Origin of the sequence: Mesorhizobium sp. M7A.F.Ca.US.010.02.1.1, assembly GCF_004023085.1 — a bacterium.
In the GTDB taxonomy this organism is placed as follows: Bacteria; Pseudomonadota; Alphaproteobacteria; order Rhizobiales; family Rhizobiaceae; genus Mesorhizobium.
The window spans coordinates 1-25105 of sequence record NZ_RZRV01000036.1 but is presented as its reverse complement, the minus strand read 5'-3'; the positions used below and the strand labels follow the sequence as shown (position 1 = coordinate 25105).

Below are 25105 nucleotides of genomic sequence, written 5' to 3'. Positions count from 1 at the left end.
GTATTCAGGGTCTGCCTAATGCCCGCCGCCCGACTTCTTGCGCCGCCGCGCCAGCATGTTGAGCCCCTCGACCAATGCCGAAAAGCCCATCGCCGCATAGATGTAGCCCTTGGGCACATGGTAGCCCATGCCGTCTGCGATCAGTGTCATGCCGATCATCAGAAGGAAGCCCAGCGCCAGCATGACAATGCTCGGGTTCTTGGCGATGAAGTTGGCCAGCGGCCCGGCCGCCAGCATCATCACGCTGACCGCCACGATCACGGCGATGTACATGATGGCGATCTCGTCGGTCATGCCGACGGCGGTGATGATCGAATCGATCGAGAAGACCAGGTCGAGCAGCAGGATCTGGAAGATCGCGCCGGCAAGGCTGATCTGCAGCGTCTCGCCCATCATCGTATCCTTGTGGTCGTCGGGATCGACCGTGTGATGGATCTCCTTGGTCGCCTTCCAGACCAGGAACAGGCCGCCGGCGATCAGGATCAGGTCGCGCCAGGAAAAACCGTGGCCGAAGGCCGTGAACACCGGCGTGGTCAGCTGGACGATGATCGAAATGGTGGCCAGCAGCACCAGCCGCATGATCAGCGCCGCCGAGATGCCGAGCCGGCGGGCACGGGCCCGTTGTGCTTCCGGCAGCTTGTTGGTCAGGATCGAGATGAAGATCAGGTTGTCGATGCCGAGCACGACCTCGAGCACAATCAGCGTCAGCAGCGCGACCCAGGCGGTCGGGTCGGACACGAATTGGAAATGCGGCGCCAGGAATTCGATGAGCTGCATGGAGGTCGTCCCCTCTTTTAACGATCTAGAGCAGTGTCGCCGGCAGTTAGGTACTAAGCGTGCCTATATCAATGTCAGGACCAGAAGGACGGTGCGGTTTCTTCCAGCCGTGGCCCGCGACGAAACGGCGCGATCCGCTCGGTCAGCCCTGTGCGGTCGGAAATATCGACGCCAACGCCGCACAAGGTCGCCGGTCCGGTCGCCGCCTCGAAGCGGCCTTTCGGCACCTTCGACAGGAACCGGTTGAGCGGCTCCTCCTTGTCCATGCCGAGCGAGGAATCGTAGTCCCCGCACATGCCGGCGTCGGACATATAACCGGTGCCGCCGTTGAGGACCTGGTGATCGCCGGTCGGCTGGTGGGTGTGGGTGCCGACGACGAGGCTGGCGCGGCCGTCGACGAAATGCGCGAAGCACATCTTTTCCGAGGTCGCCTCGGCGTGGAAGTCGATAATCACGGCATCCGCCTGCTCGCCGAGCGGACAGGCGGCAAGCTCGCGTTCGCCGGCCTGGAACGGATCGTCAAGCTCGGGATGCATGAAAACCCGGCCCATGATGTTGGCGACCAGCACGCGCGCGCCGCTCCTGGCGATATAGACACCGGAGCCGCGCCCGGGCGTGCCCTTGGGAAAGTTCGAGGGACGCAGGAAGCGCTCTTCACGCGGCGCGAAGGCGAGCGCGTCGCGCTGGTCCCAGACATGGTTGCCGGTGGTGACGACATCGGCACCGGCGGCGATCGTCTCGCGAAAAATATCTTCGGTGATGCCGAAGCCGCCCGCGGCGTTCTCGCCATTGACGATGACGAAATCGAGTTTGAAGTCGGAGATCAGGCCGGGCAGTTGTTCCCACACCGCCGTCCGTCCTGTCTTTCCAACCATGTCACCGAGGAAGAGAAGTCTCATATGATCCCGCACCGAAGGTCAGCGAAAGCTGCATGACGCCAGTGAAGATCATGCGTCCCTTGTACTTATCTACAATTTTGGCGCGAAGCGGCGCAACCCGCTCTCGGTCAGTATTTCCGGAATGACGACGTCATGTTCCTCATCCGGCACCATTGCCACCTCCTGGCAGTCGAAGGCGATGCCGACCAGCCGCGGCGGCTGTCCCTTGTCGATCAGCTTGGCGATGGCGCGGTCGTAATAGCCGGCACCATAGCCGATGCGATGGCCGCGCGCATCGAAAGCGGCGAGCGGCACCAGCATCACAGAGGGGTCGAGCACCTCGGCTTCCTCGTGAGGGCCGACCGTGCCGAAACCCATCTCGACCATCGGCGCGCCGCGCACCAGTTCGCGAAAGACAATGGTGGTCTTGTCGAGAATGGCCGGCAGGCAAAGCCGCGCGCCCTTTTCACGCAAGGCAAACATCAACGGCCGAACGTCGACTTCAGAACGCATCGGCCAGAAGCCGGAAACGATCTGGCCTGGCTCGACATGGAGATGATCGCGTGCCGTCTCTGCCATTTCAAGCGCGACCTCCACCCGCCAGAACTCATCGAGCGCATCGCGGCGTCCGAGGGCCTCACGGCGAAGCTGCTTTTTCAGGTCTTTGAGAGAGGTCATGCAGCCAGGGTAGAAAAGGTCAGATCTGGATGGAGTTTTGGGAGCGACGTTTTCCACCGCAATCATCCACCGAAATGCGGGACGCGTGGCAATAAGTGACGATCCACACAACCGGTGGAGAGAGCGATCCCGGGAACCTACAAAGTAGGTGGGCGCCGTGTGAGAAAACCCACGGGTCTTCCCAGGGACAGCTCCCTAAGGATCGTTAAGGCCCCGGGGAAAATGTTCTCCTGCCGGGAAGCACAGACCGTCCCGCCCAATATAGGCTGCCGGCCGGCTAAGCGCCAGTGAGACGGGCATATGTTTCCATCAGGGTTCAAGCCCATTCGTCGCGGCCGGCGCACCCTTGCACAGGGTGAGCCGCGTCCTTACGGTTGCCATGATCAACCGAGGAGCAAGAATGCGTTTCGAAGGCACGGCGGCCTATGTCGCCGACAAGGATCTGATGGTGGCCGTCAACGCGGCGATCGCGCTGGAGCGGCCCTTGCTGGTCAAGGGCGAGCCAGGCACCGGCAAGACGGAGCTGGCCCGCCAGGTGGCGTCAGCACTTGGCCTCGACCTCATCGAATGGCACGTCAAGTCGACCACCAGGGCGCAGCAGGGCCTTTACGAATATGACGCCGTCTCGCGCCTGCGCGACAGCCAGCTTGGTGACGAGCGCTTCAACGACATCAGGAACTACATCAAGCGCGGCAAGCTCTGGGAGGCGTTCGCCGCCGGCAGGAAGGTCGTGCTTTTGATCGACGAGATCGACAAGGCCGACATCGAATTCCCCAACGACCTCCTGCAGGAACTCGATCGGATGGAGTTCTTCGTCTACGAGACCGGCGAAACCATCCGCGCCGCCGTCAGGCCGATCGTCATCATCACCTCCAACAACGAGAAGGAGTTGCCGGACGCGTTCCTGCGCCGCTGCTTCTTCCACTACATCCGCTTTCCCGACGTCGACACGCTGCACAGAATCGTCGATGTCCACTATCCCGGCATCAAGCAGAACCTGGTGCGCGCGGCGCTGACCCAGTTCTACGAAATCCGCGACGTGCCCGGCTTGAAGAAGAAGCCGTCGACCTCCGAGGCGCTCGACTGGATAAGGCTGCTGGTCGCCGACGACATCGCGCCGGAAGATCTGCGCGCCGATCCGAAGAACGCCCTGCCCAAGTTGCATGGCGCATTGCTGAAGAACGAGCAGGACGTGCATTTGTTCGAGCGGCTGGCGTTCATGGCACGAAGGCAGCAATAGGTAGCAGCAGCGCTTTCCCTTCTGTGGACCGTTGCCGGCAGCCGAACAGGCAGGCAGCTTCGGCCAAACCTTAAGAGGAGATGACATGGCTGAGATTATCGTCCGCCCGCTCGCGCAGTCCGACCACGCCGACTGGCGGCGCCTGTGGACCGACTACCTCACCTTCTATGAGACGAAGCTGCCGGAAGAGGTCTACGCCGTCACCTGGAAGCGGCTGTTCACCGAAGGTGAGTTCGAGCCGAAAGGCTTCATCGCCACGCTGGACGGCAAGGCGGTTGGCCTCACCCACTATCTCTACCACCGCTCCGGCTGGTCGGAAAAAAACAACTGCTATCTGCAGGACCTGTTCGCCGACCCTGACATGCGCGGCAAGGGCATAGGCGCGGCGCTAATCGAGGCAGTAAGACAAGAAGCCGCGAAAATCGGCGTCAAGAACGTTTACTGGATGACGCACGAAACCAACACCACCGCGCGCAAACTCTACGACCATGTCGCGCGCCGCACCGGCTTCATCGAGTATGATCTGCTGTAGATAGACAATGTTCATCCCCTTCTTCCTCGAACTGAAGGCCGCGCGTGTTCCCGTTTCGCTCAGGGAATATCTGTCGCTGCTGGAGGGACTGGAAGCCGGGCTGGTCGACTACGACGTCGAAGGTTTTTATTACCTCGCCCGTGCGGTGCTGGTGAAGGACGAGCGCCATATCGACCGCTTCGACCAGGTGTTTGCGCATGTCTTCAAGGGCATCGAAGCGCTGGGCGGGCCGGATGCCGTCGATGTCGCTGACATTCCCGAGGAATGGTTGCGCCGCATCGCCGAAAAGCACCTGACCGACGAAGAGAAAAAACTGGTCGAGGCGCTGGGCGGTTTCGAGAAATTGATGGAGACCTTGAAGCAGCGGCTGGACGAGCAAAAAGGCCGCCACCAGGGCGGCTCGAAATGGATCGGCACCGGCGGCACCTCGCCCTTCGGTGCCTATGGCTACAATCCCGAAGGTGTGCGTATCGGCCAGCATGAAAGCCGCAACCGCCGCGCGGTGAAGGTGTGGGACAGACGTGAGTTCAGGAATTTCGATGATGCCGTCGAACTCGGCACCCGCAACATCAAGATCGCGCTGAAGCGGCTGCGTCGCTGGGTGCGCGAAGGCGCCGAGGAGGAATTCGACCTGCCCGGCACCATCCACGCCACCGCCGAACATGGCTATCTCGACGTGCAGACGCGGCCCGAACGCCGCAACGCGGTGAAGCTTTTGATGTTCTTCGATGTCGGCGGCTCGATGGACGACCACATCAAGAGCGTCGAGGAGCTGTTCTCGGCCGCCCGCGCCGAATTCCGCCAGCTCGAATATTTTTACTTCCACAACTGCCTCTATGAGGGTGTGTGGAAGGATAATCGCCGCAGGCATGCCGAGGTGATTCCGACCTTCGACCTCCTCCACAAATATGGCCCGGACTACAAGGTGATCGTCGTCGGTGACGCCTCGATGAGCCCTTACGAGATCGCTCACCCCGGCGGTTCGGTCGAGCACTGGAATCCGGAGGCAGGCAGCGTCTGGCTCGGCCGTCTGCTGCAGCAATGGCCGAACGCGGTATGGCTGAACCCCGAAGACCCCAAGAACTGGGGCTACACCCATTCGATTGCGATGATCCGCGACATCTTCGGCGGCCGCATGTTCCCGCTGACTTTGGCCGGGCTTGAAGGCGCGACCAGGCAGCTTTCAAGAAAGCACTGAAAGACCGACAGGAGATCCGATGATCTGCTTCCTCTGCCTGCAATGCGGCGTCCAGTTCGCGGCGACAGAGACGCCGCCAAGACATTGCCCGATCTGCGAGGACGAGCGCCAATATGTGCGCTGGGAAGGGCAGGCGTGGATCACGCCGGAGGAACTTGCTGAAGGGCATCGGCTTGTGATGAAGGATGATGCCGGCGTTCTCGCCTTCGGCATCGAGCCGCGCTTCGCCATCGGCCAGCGGGCGCTGCTGGCACAGACGCCACACGGCAACGTGCTGTGGGACTGCGTTTCGATGGTCAGCGACGAGGCGGTGGCCGAGATCAACCGCCGCGGCGGCCTGGAGGCGATCGCCATCTCGCACTGCCATTATTATTCGGTGATGGTCTGTTGGAGCGAGGCGTTTGGCGGTGTGCCGATTTATCTCCATGCCGATGACCGCCAATGGATCATGCAACCGCACAAGGCGATCGTCAGCTGGGAAGGCGAGACGCTGGCCATAAACCCTTCGCTGACGCTCATCCGCTGCGGTGGCCACTTTGCCGGCGGTCAGGTGCTGCACTGGAAACGCGATGGCGGCGACGTCTTGCTGGCCGGCGATATCCTGCAGGTGACGCCGACGCGCCGCCATGTCAGCTTCATGTACAGCTATCCGAACTACATTCCGCTCAATGCAGCGGCCGTGCGCCGCATCGCGGCGGCGCTGGAGCCATTCGCGTTCGACCATATCTACGGCGCGTGGTGGAACCAGAACATCATCGGGGGCGCAAAAGCGGCGTTGGCTGGCTCGGTCAATCGCTATCTGGCGGCGATCGCATGAGAACCCAATCGAAAATGCGGGAAAATGCCGTAACAAATGCCTATCTTGGTGCGAATATGAGGTTGCAATCCGCGCATGACCCCGAACCTCCGGTTCGGAAAGGATCATGCGCAAAACCAAAGTGCTATAGCGTCCCTTGCGCGTCCGATGGACGCGCGGCGCTGTAGGAGCGAGCCGGCAAGGCTGAGGAGATCACATGGACACCCACACCTACCCTGTAACTCGCACCGACGCCGAATGGCGCGCCCGGCTGACGCCCGAGCAGTATGCCGTCATGCGCGGTCACGGCACCGAGCGGCCGGGAAGCTGCGCTTTGCTCTACGAGAAGCGCGCCGGCACCTTTTCTTGCGCCGGCTGCGACCAGCCTTTGTTCGAATCCAAGCTGAAGTTCGAGAGCGGCACCGGCTGGCCGAGCTTCAACGACCCGGTGCCGGGCTCGGTCGAAAACACCGTCGACCGCAGCTACGGCATGGTTCGCACCGAATGCCATTGCGCCCGCTGCGGCAGCCATCTCGGCCATGTCTTCGAGGACGGCCCGCCGCCGACCGGCCTGCGCTATTGCATCAACGGCGTGGCGCTGAAATTCGAGCCCTCGGCCTGAGCCATCCGGGTTCGACACTATGAAAGGGCGGCATCTGTCGCCTTTTCGTTTAAGTATCCGTTGCCCCCCTCTGGGCAGACGATCAGACCACGATCATCGCCACCAGCCACAGCGTAGCGCCCAGCGTCATCATCCAGGCCTTGGCACCGGGTATCTTTTCGGTGGTCCGCCACACCGCCAAGGTCAGGAACAGGCTGTAGGGCACCGACGCGAAATGCACTGCCAGCACAAGCCCGAGCGGCAACTTCAATCCGAGCAAGACGAGCGCCAGCACCGATGCGGCGATGCTGACCGCGGTGCCGACGAGGACAAGGTCGCGCCAGAACAGCCGGTCGAGCGGCACCTGGCCTTGCCAGCGTGAACGGAAAAAGGCGCCGATACCTTCTGGCAACACCGGATGTCTATCCCTGCCCCAGGACTTCGGTTACCGCACGCTCGAAGCGCGAACATTCGGTCACCAGCCAGTCGGCCATGGCTGGCCAGTTGTCCTCGGCATAGCAGTTCACCCGCCACATCGAATTGATGCCGAGGCCCTCGCAACTCTGTTCCGGCCTGAGCTTCAGCCTGTCTTCGATTTCACGCTGAAACGGCTTCAGCCGCGACCAGGCTTGCGTGGCGCCGAACTTCTCGTTGCGACCGAAGAAGACGCCGACCTGGCTCTGCGCCGGCGCGACATACATGGAAACGACCAAGGCGAAGTCGGGCAGCCCGCGCTGCCAGAACCAGGGTCCGCGCCGCGCCATCAGAGCCCTTTCTTCCGGATGCCGCTCAGCGAACAGCGTCCAGAAGCCGCGCTGGCGGAATTCAGAGGCGCGGCGGGCGCCGAAGTCGAATTCGCTCATGGCTTAAACCGTATCTCCGGCAACCGTGTCGTGCCGGGGCCGGCTGATCTTACACCATGCCGAGCGCGGCCTTGTACAGATCGAGGATGGTTTCCTCTTCCTGCCGCTCGGCCTGGTCCTTCTTGCGCAGCCGGATGATCGTGCGCATCGCCTTGGTGTCGAACCCAGTGCCCTTGGCCTCGGCGAACACTTCCTTGATATCGTCGGAAATGGTTTTCTTCTCTTCCTCGAGCCGCTCTATGCGCTCGATGAAGGCACGCAGCTGGCCGGCGGCAACAGTCTGGCTGGTATCGGTGATATCGTCGGCCATATTTTTCTCCAAAAGCATCGGCTCCGCGACTCGCGGACGACTGCGGCAAAATTTGAGCCGGTTCGATGCCCGACCGGCGGCGGCGGGTCAAGCCGTTATCGACCAAGCCACGCGGGCTGCCGCCAGAAGCCGACAACCAGTCCGTTTTGCGAACTCTAATTGAAAGCGATCAGCAGATCCTTGGCATCGATCTGGTCGCCCGCCTTGACCAGCACCTCGGCGACCGTCCCGTCGCGCTCGGCGTGCAGCGCCGTCTCCATCTTCATCGCTTCGATGGAAAGCAGCACGTCACCGGCCTTCACAGCTTGGCCGGCAGCCACCGAAAGCGCCGAAACGACGCCCGGCATCGGTGCGCCGACATGCGCCTCGTTGCCGGGTTCGGCCTTGCGGCGGGCCTTGGCGGCGGACGCGCCATGCGCCCGGTCGGGCACCTTGACACGACGCGGCTGGCCGTTGAGCTCAAAGAACACGGTGACCATGCCCTTCTCGTCGACATCGCCGATGGCCAGGCAGCGCACCACCAGCGTCTTGCCCTTCTCGATGTCGACGAAGATCTCGTCTTCCGGCTTCATGCCGTAGAAATAGGTCGGCGTCGGCAGGACGCTGACCGGCCCATAGGTCTCCTGCGCGCCGGCGAAATCCGTAAACACCTTCGGATACATCAGCCAAGAGGCGAATTCGAACTCCGACAGCTTGCGCTCGAGCTTCTCCTCGATCTCCTTGCGGTTGACCTTGAGGTCGGCTGGCTTGAGCAGCGAGCCGGGCCGCACCGTGATTGGCTTGTCGCCCTTCAGCGCCTTCTTCTGCAGCGCCGCCGGCCACCCGCCTGGCGACTGGCCGAGATCGCCGCGCAGCATCGAGACGACCGAATCCGGGAATGCGATATCCTTGTCCGGGTTTTCGACATCGGCAACGGTGAGATCCTGGCTGACCATCATCAATGCCATGTCGCCGACGACCTTGGAGGACGGCGTCACCTTGACGATGTCGCCGAACATCAGATTGACGTCGTGATAGGTCTGCGCCACCTCGTGCCAGCGCGTCTCCAGTCCGAGCGAGCGCGCCTGTTCCTTCAAATTGGTGAACTGCCCGCCCGGCATCTCGTGCAGATAGACTTCCGAAGCTGGCCCCTTGAGGTCGCTTTCAAAGGCGGCGTACTGGTTGCGCACCGCTTCCCAGTAGAACGAGATTTTCCTGATCCATTGCGGGTCGAGACCGGGGTCGCGTTCTGTGCCCTTCAGCGCCTCGACGAGCGAGCCAAGGCATGGCTGCGAGGTGTTGCCGGAGAAAGCATCCATCGCCGCGTCTATGGCGTCGACGCCGCTTTCCACCGCCGCCAGCACCGTCGCCGCCGACAGGCCCGACGTGTCGTGGGTGTGGAAATGGATCGGCAGGTCGGTCGCCTCGCGCAGCGCCTTGAACAGCACGCGTGCCGCCGCCGGCTTCAGCAGTCCGGCCATGTCCTTGACGGCAATGATGTGGGCGCCGGCCGCCTGCAATTCCTTGGCCAGGCCGACATAGTATTTGAGGTCGTATTTCGCCCGCGCCGGATCGAGGATGTCGCCGGTGTAGCAGATCGCCGCTTCGATCAGCTTACCCTCGGCGCCGACCGCATCCATGGCGACGCGCATATTGTCGACCCAGTTCAGGCAATCGAAGACCCGGAACAGGTCGATGCCACCGCTTGCTGCCTGCTTGACGAAATGCTGCACGACATTGTCGGGATAGTTGGTGTAGCCGACGCCATTGGCGCCGCGCAGTAGCATCTGCAACAGCAGATTGGGCGCCGCCTCGCGCACCAGCGACAGCCGCTCCCACGGATCCTCGGTGAGGAAGCGCATGGCGACATCGAAGGTGGCGCCGCCCCAGCATTCCAGCGATAGAAGCTGCGGCAAGGCACGCGCATAGGTACCGGCGATGCCGGCAATGTCATGCGTTCGCACACGCGTGGCGAGCAACGACTGGTGGCCATCGCGCATCGTCGTGTCCGTGACCAGCACTTGCCTCTGATCGCGCATCCAGGCGGCGAACTTCTCCGGCCCGAGCACATCCAGCTTCTGCTTGCTGCCGCCGGGCACATTGCCGTTGAGGTAAGGCACCACGGGTGCGGCCGCATCGGCCTTCGGCTGCGGCCGGCCGCGCGTCTCGGGATGGCCGTTGACGCTGACGTCGGCGAGATAGTTGATGAGCTTGGTGGCGCGGTCCTGGCGCTTGACCTGCTGGAACAGTTCCGGCGTCGTGTCGATGAACTTGGTCGTGTAGGAATTGTCGGCGAAGCTCGGGTGGTTGATGATCGCTTCGAGGAAGGTCAGATTGGTGGCGACGCCGCGGATGCGGAACTCGCGCAGCGCCCGGTTCATGCGGGCGATCGTCTCGGCCGGCGTCGGCGCCCACGCCGTCACCTTCTCCAGCAGCGGATCGTAGAAGCGGGTGATGACAGCGCCCGAATAGGCGGTGCCGCCATCGAGGCGGATGCCGAAGCCTGTTGCGCCGCGATAGGCGGTAATGCGTCCGTAATCGGGGATGAAATTGTGCTCGGGGTCTTCCGTGGTGATGCGGCACTGCAGCGCGTGGCCGTTCAGCCTTATGTCCTTCTGCGCCGGCACGCCTGATTCCGGTGTGCCGATGGCAAAGCCGTCGAGGATATGGATCTGCGCCTTGACGATATCGATGCCGGTCACCTGCTCGGTGACGGTGTGCTCGACCTGGATGCGCGGGTTGACCTCGATGAAATAGAATTTGCCGGTGTCGGCATCCTGCAGGAACTCGACCGTGCCGGCGCCGATATAACTGGTCTCGCGGGCGATCTTCAGCGCATGGCCGCAAAGCTCCTCGCGCTGCGACATTTCGAGATAGGGCGCCGGCGCCCGCTCGACGACCTTCTGGTTGCGGCGCTGGATCGAACAGTCGCGCTCGAACAGGTGCACCGCATTGCCATGGGTGTCGCCCAGCACCTGCACCTCGACATGGCGCGCGCGTTCGATCAGCTTTTCGAGATAGACCTCGTCCTTGCCGAAGGCGGCTTTCGCTTCACGCTTGCCTTCGGTGACTTCACGGGCAAGGTCGGCTTCGGCGCGGATGGCGCGCATGCCGCGGCCGCCGCCACCCCATGATGCCTTCAGCATCACGGGATAGCCGATTCCCTTGGCCAGTTTCTTGACCGCCTCCATGTCATCCGGCAACGGATCGGTGGCGGGGATCACCGGCACCCCGACCTCGATGGCGAGATTGCGCGCCGCGACCTTGTTGCCGAGCCGCCGCATTGTGTCCGGCTTCGGCCCGATGAAGGTAATGCCGGCTTCGGCACAGGCGTCGGCGAATTCGGGACTTTCCGACAACAGGCCGTAGCCGGGATGGATAGCATCGGCACCCGACAGCCTGGCGACGCGGATCACCTCCTCGATCGACAGATAGCTTTCGATCGGCCCCATGTCCCGGGTCAGATGCGGTCCGCGCCCGACCTGGTAGCTCTCGTCGGCCTTGAAGCGATGCAGGGAGTATTTGTCTTCTTCGGCCCAGATCGCCACGGTTTTGAGGCCGAGTTCGTTGGCCGCGCGAAAGACGCGAATGGCGATTTCGGACCGGTTGGCGACGAGGATCTTCGTGATGGCCAAGGACTGGGCTCCAGCAACGGAAGGAAGAGAAATCGGCGCAATGATTAGCGTGAAAATGCTGCAGTGCAAACAAATTTGACGCGCATTTAAACCGATTGAAATGGAATCATTGCGCCAGAGGCCATCGCATTCATCCAAACAGCCAGAAAAAGCGCCGGCTCTGCCGTGACGCACGATCATTCCCGGCTAAGGGACCCCGGCTCCATCGGTCGCCCCCTGAATGGCAAAAGAAAATGCCCGGCGCGAGGCGCCGGGCATCCGTAAACGGTCTGGAGACTGACGAGTCTTACATCTTCTGGATGTAGGTGTACTTGCCGTCGTCGCCCTTCTTCCACTCGTACATCACGTAGCCGGGCAGCGTCGGGTCGCCCTTGGCGTCATAGGACAGATCGCCGAGCACGGTCTTGAACGGGCCGTTTTCATGCAGCGCCTTGGCAACTGCCTGCGGGTCGTTCGACTTGGCAGCGGTCGCTGCCTCGGCGATAGCCTGTACTGCGGCGTAGGAGTAGAGCGTATAGGCTTCCGGTTCGAAACCCTGCGCGCGGAACTTCTCGACGAGTTCCTTGTTGGCGGGGATCAGGCGCGGATCCGGACCGAACGTGTTGAGCGTGCCCGCAACAGCGTCGCCCGCGATCGAAGCCAGTTCGTTCGACACGATGCCGTCGCCGGAAATCAGTGTCGCCTTGAGGCCCTGGTCGGCCGCCTGGCGGATGATCAGGCCTGCTTCGGTGTGCAGGCCGCCCCAGTAGATGATCGAAACGCCGGCTTCCTTCATCTTGGCGATCAGCGCGGAGAAGTCCTTGTCGCCGACATTGATGCCTTCATACATGACTTCCGTCAGGCCCTTGGCATTCATTGCCTTCTTGGTTTCGTCGGCAAGACCCTGGCCATAGGTGGTCTTGTCGTGGATGACGGCGATCTTGGCGTCCTTGAAGTTCGCGGCGAGATAAGCACCGGCAATGCTACCCTGCTGGTCATCGCGTCCGCAGGTGCGGAACACATTCCACAGGCCGCGCTCGGTGAACTGCGGGTTGGTCGCGGCCGGCGTCACTTCGACAATGCCGTTTTCCGCATAGACTTCCGAAGCCGGAATCGAAACGCCCGAGTTGAAGTGGCCGACCACGAACTTGACGCCGTCGCCGACGAACTTGTTCGCAACCGAGATGCCCTGCTTCGGATCGGAGACGTCGTCGCCGACTTCGAGCTTGATCTGCTCGCCGTTGATGCCGCCCTTGGCATTGATGTCGGCGACGGCCGCTTCCGCACCCTTCTGAAGCTGTGCGCCGAAGGCGGCGTTCGGACCGGTGATCGGACCGGCGACGCCGAACATGACGTCAGCCCACGCGTTGCCGCCGAACGCGACCAGCGCGGTCAGGGCGACGGCGGACAAAAGTGACTTTTTCATTTAAACGCTCCCATTTACGGAGTGGGCGTGGATGAAGCTTTCATGCGATGCCCACCCTTATCGCAGAAAGCATAGTTTGCCGATTTTCAGGCACTTGTCACGCCGATTCAATTTCGAGACGGCGTTAATGATGAACGTCAACCTTTCGGTTTCCAGCTCAAGAGTGAAGCTCTTTCGTAGAGCCAATTATACTGTGTCACCATCTGGTTGGTGCGCGTGTATTGATAGCCGACGAAGCCGAGGATCATCAGCACGATGGTGTCGACGACATAATAGTGCAGCGAGAACATGGTGCCGCCGAACAGCGCGTGATGGATGAAGCGGATGGCGATGCCGAGGCCCAGCATATAGGCGAACAGCTGGATGAAGCTGCGCCATGTCTGGGCACTGGCCTTGCCGGTCATCCACGCCGCCCAGCCGCCGAGCAGACAGGTGACGAAGAAGAACTGCCAGATCGAGGGTTCCTCGTAAAGAATGCCCTGCATGGTGAAGTCTCCTTAGCATGATCCCGAAAAGTTGCGGACTTTCCGGACAAGATCATGCGACAAACAAACAATCTGGAGCGGAATGGCGAATGCACGCATTCCGCTCCGAACTCAGTGGTGTCCGCCTTCGAGATAGGCGGCGCGCACTTCCGGATTGGCGAGCAGCTCCTTGCCGGTGCCGCTCATCGTCACATTGCCGTTGACCATGACGTAGCCGCGCGTGGCGAGCTTGAGCGCGCCGAAGGCGTTCTGCTCGACCAGGAATACGGTCAGCCCCTGGGTGCGGTTCAGTTCGCGGATGGCGTCGAAGATCTGCTTGACGATCAGCGGCGCGAGGCCCAGCGACGGCTCGTCAAGCAAAAGCAGCTTCGGTCGTGCCATCAGCGCGCGTCCGATCGACAGCATCTGCTGCTCACCGCCCGACAGCGTGCCGCCGCGCTGGGTGATGCGCTCTTTCAAACGCGGGAACAGCGTGAACACCTTCTCGACGTCCTCGTCATAGTGCTTGAGGTTGTCGAGGCTGGCGCCCATCTGCAGGTTTTCCATCACCGTCATGCGCGGAAAGATCCGCCGGCCCTCGGGCGACTGGGCAATGCGCATGCGCGCGATCTCGTGCGTCGGCATCTGGGTTATGTCGGTGCCGGCAAAGGTGATGGTGCCGGCGCGAGCCCGCGGCGCGCCGAAAATGGTCATCATCAGCGTCGACTTGCCGGCGCCATTGGCACCGATCAGCGCCACGATCTCACCTTCCTTCACAGTGACATCGACGCCGTTCAAGGCTCGGATGTTGCCGTAGTAAGTCTGCACGCCCTTGATATCGAGCAGCGTTGTCGCGGCCATCACTTGCCCCCTCCACGCTTGCCCGCCGCGGTCTTGCTCGCGGTCTTTCCGGAGGCTGCCTTTGCAGTCTTTGCGGAAGCATGGCTTGTCGCCACCTTGCCCGCGTCGACGCGGCGCGAGAATTCCGTGTCCTTGCCCTGGCCGAGCAGCCTGGCCTGTTTGACCCATTCCTCGCGCGCGATACGTCCGTCAAAGGCGAGATAGGCTTCGGCGGCCTCGACGTCGGCTTTTTTCCAGGCGCCGATCTGGTCGAAGTGGAAGATGCCGTGATCGTTGAGCTTCTTCTCGTTGACCGTACCGATGCCCTTGATGCGGGTCAAATTGTCGGCCTTGCCGCCGCGAGGCGCAGCCAGCCGGTTGGAGATCTCTCCAGCCTTCGCCGGGGCCTTGGCTGTAGGCTTGGCCGATGCGGTCGACTTCGCCGCCGTGCCGGTTGCCGCCTTTGACGCCGCTTTCGGTGCAGGCTTTGCCTTCGTCGCCGGCACGGCTGCCAGCGAGGCTGCCTTGTTTGCCGCGGCGAGCGACCGGGCGTCGACCTGACCGGCCTTTGACGCTCCCTTGGCCACCGTAACCCGCTCGCCCGAACTATGGCCGACCGTGTCGGTCACCGGCCCGGCGAGATAGGACGACGATGTTCCCGGACCATGCGCGGCATCCGGCCCTGTATCGAGCTGTTCGATGACATCTTCGTCGCCGACTTCGGTGAGGACGGCTTCGACTTCCTCGTCGTCGACGCCGAGATAGGCGGCGATGACGCGGGGATCTGTGCGTACCGACTGCGGACTGCCGTCGGAAATCTTGCGGCCATACTCCAGCACCACGACATGGTCGGAGATTTGCATGACCACCGACATGTCGTGCTCGATCAACAGGATCGAGGTGCCGGATGTGTTCTTGATGTCGATCAGCAGCTCGTTGAGCGCCGCCGATTCCTTCGGATTGAGGCCGGCCGCCGGTTCATCGAGGCACAGAAGCTCGGGTCCCGTGCACATGGCGCGAGCGATCTCGAGACGGCGCTGCGCGCCATAGGGCAGGTCGCCGGCCGGGTCGTCGGCACGGTCGACAAGATCGGCCTTTTCCAGCCAATGCTTGGCGAGCTCCACCGATTCGGCCGAGGCCTTGCGATAGCCGCTGAAGCCGAACAGGCCAAGCACCGTGTAGCCCGATGCCTTCATCAGTTTGTTGTGCTGGGCGACCAGCAGGTTCTCCAGCAGGGTCATGCCGGAGAACAGGCGGATGTTCTGGAAGGTGCGCGCCACCTTGGCGCGCGCCGGGATCTCATGGTTGGGCAGCCGCTCGAGCAGGAAGGTCGAACCATCGTTCCGGTTGAGCGTGATCATGCCTTCCGAGGGCTTGTAAAAGCCGGTGATGCAGTTGAACACCGTGGTCTTGCCGGCGCCGTTGGGGCCGATCAGCGCGGTGATCTCGCCGCGCTTGGCGGCGAAAGACAGATCGCCGATGGCCACCAGGCCGCCGAACTTCATCGACAGATGATCGACCTGCAGGATAGCGTCGTTCACGCCGGAATTGGCCTTCTGAACAGGGTTCGCATTCATCAGCCGTGTCCTTCCTTGGTGAAGGAGCTTGAGACAGCCTTTCGCTCCTTGAGGAAGGCGGTTGGTTCACGACTGCCGACGAAGCCGCGCGGCTTCCACAGCATGACGATGACCATGGCCATGCCGAACAGAAGCATGCGGTAGAGTTCCGGTGTGAAGTCCGGTCCGAAGACCTGCTTGAGGAAGTCGAGTTCGCGCAACGCCTCGGTACCGCCGATCATCACCATTGCGGCGACCGCGATGCCGACCAGCGAGCCCATGCCACCGAGAACGACGATGGCCAGGATGATGGCCGATTCCAGGAAGACGAAGGATTCCGGGCTGACGAAGCCCTGCCGTGCGGCGAAGAACGCGCCGGCGAAGCCGCCGAACATCGCACCCGTGGCAAAGGCTGTAAGCTTCGTAGTGGTGGTGTTGATGCCGAGCGAACGGCAGGCGATCTCGTCCTCCCGCAACGCTTCCCAGGCACGGCCGACCGGCATGCGCCGCAGCCGGATGGTAACGAAGGCTGTCAGCAGCGCCAGCGCCAGGATCAGGTAATAGAGGAAGATCTTGTAGTAGGCGCTCGATGTCGCGAGATGCAGCACCTTGGCGATGTAATTGGGGTCCGACACGTTGAAGGTCATCAGGCCGAAGAAGGTGACCTTCGGAATGCCGGAAATACCGGCCGAACCGTTGGTGACCTCACGCCAGTTGATCAGGACCAGGCGGATGATCTCACCGAAAGCCAAGGTGACGATCGCCAGATAGTCGCCACGCAGGCGCAGCACCGGAAAACCGAGCAGCACGCCCCAGAAGGCGGCCATGGCGCCGGCGGCCGGCAAAAGGATCCAGAACGACAGGCCGTATTGCGTGCCGAGCAGCGCATAGGCATAGGCGCCGACCGCGTAGAAAGCGACATAACCGAGGTCGAGCAGGCCGGCGAGGCCGACGACAATGTTCAGGCCCCAGGCCAGCATCACATAGATCAGGATCTGGATGCCGAAATTGTCGACCCATTTCAGCGAACCTTGCAGACCGCCGACGAACGACCAGGACATCAGCGACAGGATCGCCACTACCAGGATCGGATAGAGGATCAGCGCGGCAATGCCGAGTTTGGTGAAGTTAGCATGGATGAAGCCCCGGAAATAATAGATCACGCAGGCCAGCACATAGATGACTGCCAGGGCGCGCAGGAACTGCAGATAGCCCGCCGGCTCGGCTCCCACCCATCCGACGAGAGAGCTGTTGACCGCAAACAACACCACCGCCGCGACCAAGGCCACGATGAAGGCCGGCAACTGGAAGAAGCGTGACGCCACGCTGGCCGGCAGCAGGCCGGTGGCGACGTCGGTGATCTTCTGGTTGGCGAGGAAGGGCTGGCCATAAGCGACATAGAGGAAGCGCCCGACAGCCGTGGCGATCACCACGGCGGCAAGCAGGCCCCAGCGTGTCGTCAGGACCAGTTCATTGGAAATGTTCTGGCCGGTCTTCAGGCCGATGAACAGCACGAACAGGCCGAACGATATGGCAGCGGCATAAAGTGCCTCGCGCAACGCGCGCTGCATGGGGGTGGCGACGGTGTCGCGCTCCGGAGATACGGTGACGGCCATAGTCTCAGACCTTTTCGACTTCTGGCCGGCCCAATATGCCGGAAGGCAGGAAGATCAGCACGATGGCCAGGATCGAGAACGCCGCGACGTCCTTGTAGTCGATCGAGAAATAGGCCGACCACATGCTCTCGATGAAGCCGATCATCAGCCCGCCGACCACCGCCCCAGGCAGCGAACCAATGCCGCCCAGCACCGCCGCCGTGAAGGCCTTCACGCCCGGCGTGAAGCCATCCGAGAAGGCAATGACGCCGTAATACATCAGGAACAAAGTGCCGGCGACCGCGGCAAGGGCCGCACCCATGATGAAGGTGATCGAGATGGTACGGTCGACATCGATGCCGAGCAGCGCCGCCATCTTGCGGTCCTGCTCACAGGCCCGTTGCGCTCGCCCGAGCGAGGTCTTGTTGACCAGATACCAGAACAGCGCCAGCAGCAGCGCCGTGACGACGACGATGATGATCTGCTTCAGCGACACGCTGATGCCGTTGATGTTGTAAACCTGGCTGACCATCGGCGGGATCGGCTTGTTGCGTGGACCCTGCGTCACCTGGACGAAGTTCGACAGCGCGATCGACATGCCGATGGCAGTGATCAGCGGGGCCAGTCGGAACGAACCGCGCAACGGCCGGTAGGCGACCTTTTCGATCGTCCAGTTATAGAGGCTGGTGAGCAGCATCGCCACGATCATCATGATCAGCAGCGCCAGCACAACCGGCACCGAATAGAACAGCGCGCCAAGGGCGAGGAAGACGATCAGTGCCGTGAAGGCACCCACCATGAAGATGTCGCCATGGGCGAAATTGATCATGCCGATGATGCCGTAGACCATCGTGTAGCCGATCGCGATCAGCCCATAGATCGATCCCAGCGTCAGCCCGTTGATAAGCTGCTGGACAAAATACTGCATGTGTACATGGCTCCCCTGGAATGTCGCCCATGCAGACGCATTCCTTTTCGTATTTCCCCTAGTCGTAAAGTTTCGAGCCCGGATTGCAACGTCATTTTTCAATCGTCATGCGTGTTTTCGAAGCACGCTGTCCGATTGCCCGTTTTCCATCATCCAGCCCCTGGACTATCGCGGACCCTACCATTGGCATAACGCAATGTCTTTGACGATTCGACCGCATCATGCGCTCCGTTTCGAAGAAATCGCCGTCAAAATTAGGTGATGAAAGGAATCCTTGCGTGTTTGGCACGATCCATTTTTCAGGCCGTTGCTTTCCGCAAGGTCAGGAGTCCCATCACTTGACAACAAATCCGTGCGCGAAAGGGTCGCGGTCGTCGATGAAGATGGTGTTCAGTCCGGTCATCCGCGCCCAGCCGCCGATCGAGGGAATGATGGCCGGCTTGCCGGCCACGCTGACATCCTTTTCGACCTTGCCCTTGAACAGCGAACCGATGATCGATTCATGGACGAAGCTGTCGCCGGCCTTGAGTTTGCCCTTGGCATGAAGCTGCGCCATGCGCGCCGAGGTGCCGGTTCCGCAGGGCGAGCGGTCGATCGCCTTGTCGCCGTAGAAGACGGCATTGCGGGCATCCGCCCCATCCACCGTCGGCGCGCCGGTCCACAGCATGTGCGACAGCCGGTTGATGCCTGGGTTCTCGGGATGCACGAAAGAATATTTGTCGTTGAGCCGCTGCCGCACCACCGGGCTCCAGGCGATGAAGTCGCCCGCCGAATAATCGGCCATGTCGCGATAGTTCTCCTGCGGCTCGACGATGGCGTAGAAGTTGCCGCCATAGGCGACATCGACGGTGATTTCGCCGAGCCCAGGGCATTCGACCGTCAGCCCTTCGGCATGGAGGAAGGACGGCACATTGGTGATGCGCACCTCCTCGACATAGTCGCCGACCTGTTTGTATTCGGCGATGACCAGGCCGGCCGGCGTGTCGAGCCGAAGCACGCCCGGCGTCTTCGGCTTGATCAGTCCGTGTTCGATGGCCATCGTCACCGTACCAATGGTGCCATGACCACACATCGGCAGGCAGCCGGAGGTTTCGATGAACAGGATGGCGATATCGCAATCCTCGCGCGTCGGCGGATAGAGGATCGAGCCGGACATCACGTCGTGGCCGCGCGGCTCGAACATCAGTCCGGTGCGGATCCAGTCATACTCGGCCAGAAAATGCGCACGCCGCTCCATCATAGTCGCGCCCTGCAGCAGCGGGCCGCCGCCAGCGACCAGCCGCACCGGATTGCCGCAGGTGTGGCCGTCTATGCAGAAGAAGGATTTCTTGGCCATGACGCTCCTCGAAAATCAAAAACCCGAAAAATCAAAATCGTTGCGGACTGAAGGGGGCCAGATCGATCGGTGGAGTCTGCCCCAGGACAAGATCCCTGATCAACCGTCCGGTGGCCGCCGCCTGGGTCAGGCCGAGATGGCCATGGCCGAAGGCATAGACCACCGACCGCTTTCCCGGCGCGCCGCCGATGACGGGCACTGAATCCGGCAGCGAGGGGCGGAACCCCATCCATTCGCGCCCACCCGAGGGATCGAGCCCCGGCAAGAATTTCTGTGCCTTCCGCAGCAGCGCTTTCGACCTGGCATAATTGGGCGGCCGCTCGATGCCGCCGAGTTCAACGGCGCCACCGACACGCAGGCCCGTTTCGAGCGGCGTGACGACGAAACCATGGCCGGAGAAGATCAGCATCCGCTTCACGTCGAAGGCACTCGTCGGCAACGTGGTGTTGTAGCCGCGCTCGGTCTCCAGCGGAATGCGATCGCCGAGCTGCCGCGCCAGCAGATGCGACCATGCGCCGGCGGCGACGACAAGTTGTCGCGCCTGCCTTGTGGTGCCGTCTGCCAACGTCAGCGTCGCACCATCCTGATCCGCCGCGACTTGGCTGATCCGGGCCAGCTCAAAGCGGGCGCCCTTGGCCTGCGCATAGGCCCACACCGCCTTGCCCAGCAGTTTCGGGTCGGCGACCGTCTTCCATCCCGGCACGAACGTGCCTTTGATGAAGCGCGGCGACAGCCCCGGCTGCAAGGCGGCCAGTTCCTCGCCCTCGACATGGCGGAAACCGATGCCGAAACGCTCACGCGCCGCCCAGCCAGGCAGCCCGGCCTGAAATTCGGCTTCGCTTTCATAGAGCTCCAGTGAACCGTCCTCGCGCAGCATCGACCGCGTACCGGAGCGATCGAGCAAGCCCATCCACTCCGCCTCGGCGAGCTTCATCATGCCCGCCTGAGCGGCAAGGCTCGCCTCGTATTTCCCGGGCGCCCCGGCGCGCCAGAAGCGGATTAGCCAGGGCAGAAGCCTCGGCAGATGGGCGGGCGGAATGCTGAGCGGGCCAAGCGGATCGGCCAGCCATTTCGGCAGCTGCCGGATCATGCCCTTGTGGGCCAGCGGCAGCACGTCGGAGAAGGCGAAGGCGGCGGCATTGCCGGAGCTCGTCTCCTCGCAAATGCCGGTGCGGTCGAAGACGGTGGCCCTGCGTCCGGCCTCGGCGAGAGACGCAGCGGCACAGATGCCGATGATGCCGCCACCGATGATGGCGATGTCGATTGGAACATCGCTATTCATCTTTGTACGTCACCCCTGCATGCATGTCCCAGTCTCCGCCCCGCTCGCTTCATACCAGCTCAGAACTGCGGCAGTGTCGGCCGCACGGCGAGCGCATCCTTGACGATCTTCTCGACAGCCTTGCGGCGCTCTCCAGACAGCGGCTGGCGCGGCATGCGAACGCGGTCATTTGTGTTGATCGCGAACACTTCGGCAAGCTTGATGTTTTGGACCAGGTAAGTCGAGACATCGAGATCGAGCAGCGGCCGGAACCAGCGGTAGATGGCGAGCGCCTCCTCGCGGCGGCCCTGCTTCATCAGCTGGTAGATGGCGACCGTCTCGCGGGGGAACGCGGTGACCAGTCCGGCCACCCAGCCGATGGCGCCAACCGACAGCGCTTCGAAGGCGAGATTGTCGACGCCGGTGAACAGGTCATAGCGGTTGCCCAGGCGATTGATGATCTCGGTCGAACGACGGATGTCGTCGGAGGATTCCTTGATCGCGACAAAGCGCTTGTCCGACGCCAGCTCCTCCATCTGGTCGACGGTGACGTCGACACGGTAGGCGAGCCGGTTCGAGTAGATCATGACCGGCAGGTCGCCCGCCTCGGCGACCGCACGAAGCGCTGCAACCGTCTCTTCCGCATTGGTGTGGTAGATCGGGCTCGGCACGACCATGAGGCCATTGGCGCCTTCCCGGCTCGCGCGCTTGGCGATGCTGGCCGCCTCGCGTGTGCCGGCCTCGTTGACGGTCAGCAGCACCGGCTTCTTGCCGGCGACCTTCTGTGCGGTCTTCAGCACCTCGATCTTCTCGTCGGGCGACAGCATCGGCCCCTCGCCGAGCGATCCGCAGACGATGATGCCGTCGCAGCCGGCCTCCATCTGCAGGCTGAAGCAGCGCTCCATCTCGGCATGATCGAGACGATCATCCGCGGTGAATTTGGTCGTGACGGCAGGAAAAACTCCGGTCCACATGATCATCTCTCCATCTGATATATCAGTGGTATATCTATTAACAAACCCGCTGTCAATGCGGATTCCGTTATGATATATTCAAGATATATCAGGAGAGCGCATTTGATAGCCATGGCAGCAAACACCTCGGCGGAGCCAGCCGCGACCAGGGCCTACCATGTGCTCGAGCACATGATCGTCACGCTCGAACTGGCCCCGGCAAGCTTCGTCACCGAGGGCGCTCTGATCGACAGGCTCGGGCTTGGCAGGACACCAGTGCGCGAGGCGATCCAGCGGTTGGCCTGGGAAGGGCTGCTTGACATCAGGCCGCGCGCCGGGATCGCCATCGCCCCGCTCCATGCCGGCGACTGGCTGCGCGTCCTCGATGCACGTCGCGGCGTCGAGGTGGTGCTCGCCCGCTCGGCCGCCCGCTTCGTCACCCGCGAAGCCGCCGACTTGTTTCACGAAGCAGCGCTCGCCATGCAGAAAGCGGTGATCTCGGGCAATGTGCTTGCCTTCATCCAGGCCGACAAGGCTCTCGACGAAGCGCTGGCGCTGGCTGCCGACAATCCCTTCGCCGCCCGTTTGGCCGCCCCCTTGCAGACCCACAGCCGCCGCTTCTGGTTCCGCTACAAGGCCGAAACCGGTCTTGCCGAATCCGCCGAGCACCATGTAGCGCTGATCCGCTCGATCCTTGCGGGCGACGAAGAGGCTGCGGCCAAGGACGCCAAACGCCTGATGGCGCTGTTGCGCGGCCACGCCGAGACGGCCGCCACGCGCTGAACGTCCTTTTATATCCGGTGCGCTCTCGTCGTTGGCGCTTCCTCGAAGCTCGGGTTAAGTCCCGGGCAAGGCAGCCGCCGCCATCAACGGACCGTCCCAGCCTTCGCCTGCCGTGATGACGCAGCTCTGACCATGCGTGTCGGTGGCAAGAATTGTCCAGGTGCCCTGGTCGGAGACGAATATCTCAAGAATCAGGCTCGGGTTGACCAGGCCCCGCGCCGCTTCGCTTTCGTGGAATTTTTCCCCGAGCGCTTTGATCATATCCGCACGGGCCGCGCATTGCTCTGCCATCGCCGGGGCGGCCGGAAACGCGGAAACCGCCGCGAAAAGTAGCGTTGCCACAAGACGGGTCATCTGACACCTCCTTGCGCCAGACGATGTCCCCGAAGCTGTCGCCAGCGCCGTTGCTTGATCTGCCGTACCTCCTTGCGGCAGCACTGCAAACCAAGACGGCAGATGCCTACTTGGTTCCATCACATTAGCGTTCAAGCGGATAGGGTCGCCACCGGATTGCAAAAAAACGCCCGGGCGCGAGCGCCCAGGTCTTGAATCCAAACCAATTTGTTGTCCGGTCAGTTCATCGTCGGGATGACGAATTCAGCACCGTCCTTGATGCCCGCCCGCGCGACCGCAGCCGAAGGCGAGGACGCGCAACCAAGAAGTCGTCCGGCTCAGTTCATCGTCGGGATGACGAATTCGGCACCGTCCTTGATGCCGGACGGCCAGCGCGAGGTCACCGTCTTGGTCTTGGTGTAGAAGCGGAACGCGTCCGGGCCGTGCTGGTTGAGATCGCCGAAGGAAGATGCCTTCCAGCCGCCGAAGGTGTAGTAGGCGATCGGCACCGGGATCGGCACGTTGATGCCGACCATGCCGACCTGGACACGGCTTGCAAAGTCGCGCGCGGCATCGCCGTCACGGGTGAAGATGGCGACGCCATTGCCCATCTCGTGATCGTTGGCGAGCTTGATCGCGCTCTCATAGGTCGGCGCGCGCACAACAGAGAGCACCGGCCCAAAGATCTCTTCCTTGTAGATGCGCATATCGGCGGTCACGTTGTCGAACAGGCAGCCACCCATATAGTAGCCGTCTTCATAACCCTGCATCGAGAAGCCGCGGCCGTCGACGACCAGCTTGGCGCCTTCCTTGACGCCGGTGTCAACATAGCCCTTAACGCGTTCCAATGCCTGCGCCGTCACCAGCGGGCCGAAATCGGCGGAAGAGTCCGTCGAAGGACCGACCTTCAGGCTTTCAACGCGCGGGATCAGTTTTTCCATCAGCCGGTTGGCGGTATCGTTGCCGACCGGGACGGCGACCGAGATCGCCATGCACCGCTCGCCGGCCGAGCCGTAGCCGGCGCCGATCAACGCATCGACGGTCTGGTCCATGTCGGCATCGGGCATGATGATCATGTGGTTCTTGGCGCCGCCGAAGCACTGCACGCGCTTGCCGGCGGCCGTGCCGCGCGAATAGATGTAATGGGCGATCGGCGTCGAGCCCACAAAGCCGATGGCCTTGATGTCGGGATCGTCGAGGATGGCGTCGACCACGTCCTTGTCGCCGTTGACGACGTTGAGGATGCCTGCCGGCAGGCCGGCTTCGAGGAACAGTTCGGCAATGCGCATCGGCACGCCGGGATCGCGCTCCGAAGGCTTCAGGATGAAGGCGTTGCCGCAGGCGATGGCCGGCGCGATCTTCCACAGCGGGATCATTGCCGGGAAGTTGAACGGCGTGATGCCGGCGACGACGCCGAGCGGCTGGCGCATCGAATAGACGTCGATGCCGGGGCCGGCGCCGTCGGTGAATTCGCCCTTCATCATATGCGGCGCGCCGATGCAGACTTCGACCACTTCGAGGCCGCGCTGGATGTCGCCCTTGGCGTCGGCGATCGTCTTGCCATGCTCACGCGCCAGGATGTCGGCCAGTTCGTCATAGTCGCGGGCGACCAGTTCGAGAAACTTCATCAGCACGCGCACGCGGCGCTGCGGGTTGGTCGCGGCCCATTTCGGCTGCGCTGCCTTGGCATTCTCGACCGCCGCGCGCAGTTCCGCCTGCGAGGCCAGCGCCACCGTGCCGCGCACGGAGCCGTCCATCGGCTGCATGACATCCTGCTTGCGGCCGCTGGTCCCGGCGACATGCTTGCCGCCGATGAAATGACCATAATCGATCATGATTTCTCTCCCTTGTTCGTGATGCTGTATTGTCCGCCTTTGGCCGGCGGATGGCAACGCGACGGAGAACGCAACCGTTGTGCGAAAAGTAGATAGCGAGAGGCACCTGTGCATCAATTGCCGCAAATGATAGGGTGCGCCCGTCTTTACAGGATTTCTCAAGGTTGAGCTTCGTCACACCCCCCTCTGTCCTGCCGGACATCTCCCCCGCAAGGGGGGAGATCGGATGCAGCGGTCGCTTTCGCAAATCTTCAGCTCCGCAAAAGAGGCTCTGTCAGCGGAGCTGCCAATCTCCCCCCTTGCGGGGGAGATGTCCGGCAGGACAGAGG

General features: G+C 62.3%; 24 protein-coding genes and 1 other RNA gene. 6 read left to right on the top strand and 19 right to left on the bottom strand.

Features of this window, described 5'->3' with window-relative positions:
- Positions 1–15: 15 nt before the first annotated feature.
- The 4 genes from EOA19_RS26900 to ssrS all read right to left on the bottom strand — a co-directional run bounded on the left by EOA19_RS26900 (position 16) and on the right by ssrS (position 2585).
- Positions 16–777 carry a TerC family protein gene (locus tag EOA19_RS26900; RefSeq protein ID WP_128305329.1) on the bottom strand — a complete coding sequence of 254 codons (762 nt, stop codon included), beginning with the start codon at positions 775–777 and terminating at the stop codon, positions 16–18.
- A 74-nt stretch (positions 778–851) separates the two neighbouring features.
- Positions 852–1676 carry a YmdB family metallophosphoesterase gene (locus EOA19_RS26895; protein WP_023811815.1) on the bottom strand — a complete coding sequence of 275 codons (825 nt, stop codon included), beginning with the start codon at positions 1674–1676 and terminating at the stop codon, positions 852–854.
- 69 nt (positions 1677–1745) lie between these two features.
- The gene (locus tag EOA19_RS26890; protein WP_128305328.1) at positions 1746–2333 is read right to left on the bottom strand and encodes a 5-formyltetrahydrofolate cyclo-ligase; all 588 of its coding nucleotides are present in this window, start codon (positions 2331–2333) and stop codon (positions 1746–1748) included.
- A 96-nt stretch (positions 2334–2429) separates the two neighbouring features.
- Positions 2430–2585, bottom strand: a non-coding RNA gene (ssrS, locus tag EOA19_RS26885) — 6S RNA.
- Between the two features lie 148 nt (positions 2586–2733).
- Between ssrS and EOA19_RS26880 the strand changes: the two genes are divergently transcribed.
- The 5 genes from EOA19_RS26880 to msrB all read left to right on the top strand — a co-directional run bounded on the left by EOA19_RS26880 (position 2734) and on the right by msrB (position 6721).
- A complete protein-coding gene (locus tag EOA19_RS26880) occupies positions 2734–3573 on the top strand; it encodes a MoxR family ATPase (protein ID WP_023811813.1) in 840 nt (279 codons plus the stop codon).
- Positions 3574–3658: 85 nt separating this feature from the next.
- Positions 3659–4105 (top strand): GNAT family N-acetyltransferase, encoded by a 447-nt coding sequence (locus EOA19_RS26875; RefSeq protein WP_128305327.1) that lies wholly within the window; start codon positions 3659–3661, stop codon positions 4103–4105.
- A 7-nt stretch (positions 4106–4112) separates the two neighbouring features.
- On the top strand, positions 4113–5303 hold the full coding sequence (locus EOA19_RS26870) for a VWA domain-containing protein (RefSeq protein WP_128305326.1): 1191 nt from the start codon (positions 4113–4115) through the stop codon (positions 5301–5303).
- A gap of 19 nt (positions 5304–5322) precedes the next feature.
- Positions 5323–6120 carry an MBL fold metallo-hydrolase gene (locus EOA19_RS26865; protein WP_128305325.1) on the top strand — a complete coding sequence of 266 codons (798 nt, stop codon included), beginning with the start codon at positions 5323–5325 and terminating at the stop codon, positions 6118–6120.
- 196 nt (positions 6121–6316) lie between these two features.
- Entirely contained in the window at positions 6317–6721 is a 405-nt protein-coding gene (gene msrB, locus EOA19_RS26860; RefSeq protein WP_127270383.1) for a peptide-methionine (R)-S-oxide reductase MsrB, read from the top strand.
- Between the two features lie 82 nt (positions 6722–6803).
- Here the strand turns inward: msrB and EOA19_RS26855 are convergent, their stop codons facing one another.
- The 13 genes from EOA19_RS26855 to EOA19_RS26795 form a co-directional block, all read right to left on the bottom strand.
- Complete coding sequence (locus tag EOA19_RS26855) at positions 6804–7115, bottom strand: hypothetical protein (RefSeq protein WP_031213448.1); 312 nt, start codon at positions 7113–7115, stop codon at positions 6804–6806.
- 7 nt (positions 7116–7122) lie between these two features.
- Complete coding sequence (locus EOA19_RS26850; protein ID WP_023811807.1) at positions 7123–7563, bottom strand: hypothetical protein; 441 nt, start codon at positions 7561–7563, stop codon at positions 7123–7125.
- Between the two features lie 49 nt (positions 7564–7612).
- Entirely contained in the window at positions 7613–7873 is a 261-nt protein-coding gene (locus EOA19_RS26845) for a DUF2312 domain-containing protein (RefSeq protein ID WP_013529099.1), read from the bottom strand.
- A gap of 155 nt (positions 7874–8028) precedes the next feature.
- A complete protein-coding gene (gene pyc / locus EOA19_RS26840) occupies positions 8029–11487 on the bottom strand; it encodes a pyruvate carboxylase (RefSeq protein ID WP_128305324.1) in 3459 nt (1152 codons plus the stop codon).
- Between the two features lie 286 nt (positions 11488–11773).
- Entirely contained in the window at positions 11774–12892 is a 1119-nt protein-coding gene (locus tag EOA19_RS26835; RefSeq protein ID WP_023811805.1) for a branched-chain amino acid ABC transporter substrate-binding protein, read from the bottom strand.
- 137 nt (positions 12893–13029) lie between these two features.
- Entirely contained in the window at positions 13030–13377 is a 348-nt protein-coding gene (locus EOA19_RS26830; protein ID WP_023811804.1) for a DUF6867 family protein, read from the bottom strand.
- Between the two features lie 111 nt (positions 13378–13488).
- The gene (locus tag EOA19_RS26825) at positions 13489–14217 is read right to left on the bottom strand and encodes an ABC transporter ATP-binding protein (protein ID WP_127296224.1); all 729 of its coding nucleotides are present in this window, start codon (positions 14215–14217) and stop codon (positions 13489–13491) included.
- Positions 14217–15773, bottom strand: a complete 1557-nt coding sequence (locus EOA19_RS26820) for an ATP-binding cassette domain-containing protein (protein ID WP_128305323.1) — start codon at positions 15771–15773, stop codon at positions 14217–14219. The genes EOA19_RS26825 and EOA19_RS26820 overlap by 1 nt, the downstream gene beginning before the upstream one ends.
- Positions 15773–17368, bottom strand: a complete 1596-nt coding sequence (gene livM, locus EOA19_RS26815) for a high-affinity branched-chain amino acid ABC transporter permease LivM (RefSeq protein ID WP_023811802.1) — start codon at positions 17366–17368, stop codon at positions 15773–15775. Before livM ends, EOA19_RS26820 begins: the two co-directional genes overlap by 1 nt.
- A 4-nt stretch (positions 17369–17372) precedes the next feature.
- The gene (locus EOA19_RS26810; RefSeq protein WP_013529092.1) at positions 17373–18275 is read right to left on the bottom strand and encodes a branched-chain amino acid ABC transporter permease; all 903 of its coding nucleotides are present in this window, start codon (positions 18273–18275) and stop codon (positions 17373–17375) included.
- Positions 18276–18609: 334 nt separating this feature from the next.
- The gene (locus tag EOA19_RS26805) at positions 18610–19611 is read right to left on the bottom strand and encodes a 4-hydroxyproline epimerase (protein ID WP_128305322.1); all 1002 of its coding nucleotides are present in this window, start codon (positions 19609–19611) and stop codon (positions 18610–18612) included.
- 31 nt (positions 19612–19642) lie between these two features.
- Positions 19643–20893: an FAD-binding oxidoreductase gene (locus EOA19_RS26800; protein ID WP_023811800.1), complete on the bottom strand. Its 1251-nt coding sequence runs from the start codon at positions 20891–20893 to the stop codon at positions 19643–19645.
- Positions 20894–20952: 59 nt separating this feature from the next.
- Positions 20953–21846 carry a dihydrodipicolinate synthase family protein gene (locus EOA19_RS26795; protein ID WP_128305321.1) on the bottom strand — a complete coding sequence of 298 codons (894 nt, stop codon included), beginning with the start codon at positions 21844–21846 and terminating at the stop codon, positions 20953–20955.
- Between the two features lie 111 nt (positions 21847–21957).
- On the opposite strand from EOA19_RS26795, the gene EOA19_RS26790 reads away from it, so the two are divergent.
- Entirely contained in the window at positions 21958–22608 is a 651-nt protein-coding gene (locus tag EOA19_RS26790; RefSeq protein ID WP_245486341.1) for a GntR family transcriptional regulator, read from the top strand.
- A 54-nt stretch (positions 22609–22662) separates the two neighbouring features.
- Here EOA19_RS26790 and EOA19_RS26785 read toward each other — a convergent pair whose 3' ends face one another.
- Positions 22663–22962 carry a hypothetical protein gene (locus tag EOA19_RS26785; RefSeq protein ID WP_128305319.1) on the bottom strand — a complete coding sequence of 100 codons (300 nt, stop codon included), beginning with the start codon at positions 22960–22962 and terminating at the stop codon, positions 22663–22665.
- A 317-nt stretch (positions 22963–23279) separates the two neighbouring features.
- On the bottom strand, positions 23280–24776 hold the full coding sequence (locus tag EOA19_RS26780) for a CoA-acylating methylmalonate-semialdehyde dehydrogenase (RefSeq protein WP_023811796.1): 1497 nt from the start codon (positions 24774–24776) through the stop codon (positions 23280–23282).
- Positions 24777–25105: the final 329 nt, after the last annotated feature.

Excerpts from the sequence above, each read along its gene's own strand:
- livM (WP_023811802.1), bottom strand. The coding sequence starts at position 17,368 with ATGGCCGTCACCGTATCTCCGGAGCGCGACACCGTCGCCACCCCCATG.
- EOA19_RS26830 (WP_023811804.1), bottom strand. The coding sequence starts at position 13,377 with ATGCAGGGCATTCTTTACGAGGAACCCTCGATCTGGCAGTTCTTCTTC.
- EOA19_RS26805 (WP_128305322.1), bottom strand. The coding sequence starts at position 19,611 with ATGGCCAAGAAATCCTTCTTCTGCATAGACGGCCACACCTGCGGCAAT.
- EOA19_RS26825 (WP_127296224.1), bottom strand. The coding sequence starts at position 14,217 with ATGGCCGCGACAACGCTGCTCGATATCAAGGGCGTGCAGACTTACTAC.
- EOA19_RS26900 (WP_128305329.1), bottom strand. The coding sequence starts at position 777 with ATGCAGCTCATCGAATTCCTGGCGCCGCATTTCCAATTCGTGTCCGAC.
- EOA19_RS26790 (WP_245486341.1), top strand. The coding sequence starts at position 21,958 with ATGGCAGCAAACACCTCGGCGGAGCCAGCCGCGACCAGGGCCTACCAT.
- EOA19_RS26785 (WP_128305319.1), bottom strand. The coding sequence starts at position 22,962 with ATGACCCGTCTTGTGGCAACGCTACTTTTCGCGGCGGTTTCCGCGTTT.
- EOA19_RS26845 (WP_013529099.1), bottom strand. The coding sequence starts at position 7,873 with ATGGCCGACGATATCACCGATACCAGCCAGACTGTTGCCGCCGGCCAG.
- EOA19_RS26850 (WP_023811807.1), bottom strand. The coding sequence starts at position 7,563 with ATGAGCGAATTCGACTTCGGCGCCCGCCGCGCCTCTGAATTCCGCCAG.
- EOA19_RS26780 (WP_023811796.1), bottom strand. The coding sequence starts at position 24,776 with ATGATCGATTATGGTCATTTCATCGGCGGCAAGCATGTCGCCGGGACC.
- EOA19_RS26895 (WP_023811815.1), bottom strand. The coding sequence starts at position 1,676 with ATGAGACTTCTCTTCCTCGGTGACATGGTTGGAAAGACAGGACGGACG.
- EOA19_RS26890 (WP_128305328.1), bottom strand. The coding sequence starts at position 2,333 with ATGACCTCTCTCAAAGACCTGAAAAAGCAGCTTCGCCGTGAGGCCCTC.
- EOA19_RS26795 (WP_128305321.1), bottom strand. The coding sequence starts at position 21,846 with ATGTGGACCGGAGTTTTTCCTGCCGTCACGACCAAATTCACCGCGGAT.
- msrB (WP_127270383.1), top strand. The coding sequence starts at position 6,317 with ATGGACACCCACACCTACCCTGTAACTCGCACCGACGCCGAATGGCGC.
- EOA19_RS26820 (WP_128305323.1), bottom strand. The coding sequence starts at position 15,773 with ATGAATGCGAACCCTGTTCAGAAGGCCAATTCCGGCGTGAACGACGCT.
- EOA19_RS26880 (WP_023811813.1), top strand. The coding sequence starts at position 2,734 with ATGCGTTTCGAAGGCACGGCGGCCTATGTCGCCGACAAGGATCTGATG.
- EOA19_RS26810 (WP_013529092.1), bottom strand. The coding sequence starts at position 18,275 with ATGCAGTATTTTGTCCAGCAGCTTATCAACGGGCTGACGCTGGGATCG.
- EOA19_RS26835 (WP_023811805.1), bottom strand. The coding sequence starts at position 12,892 with ATGAAAAAGTCACTTTTGTCCGCCGTCGCCCTGACCGCGCTGGTCGCG.
- EOA19_RS26875 (WP_128305327.1), top strand. The coding sequence starts at position 3,659 with ATGGCTGAGATTATCGTCCGCCCGCTCGCGCAGTCCGACCACGCCGAC.
- EOA19_RS26800 (WP_023811800.1), bottom strand. The coding sequence starts at position 20,893 with ATGAATAGCGATGTTCCAATCGACATCGCCATCATCGGTGGCGGCATC.
- EOA19_RS26865 (WP_128305325.1), top strand. The coding sequence starts at position 5,323 with ATGATCTGCTTCCTCTGCCTGCAATGCGGCGTCCAGTTCGCGGCGACA.
- EOA19_RS26870 (WP_128305326.1), top strand. The coding sequence starts at position 4,113 with ATGTTCATCCCCTTCTTCCTCGAACTGAAGGCCGCGCGTGTTCCCGTT.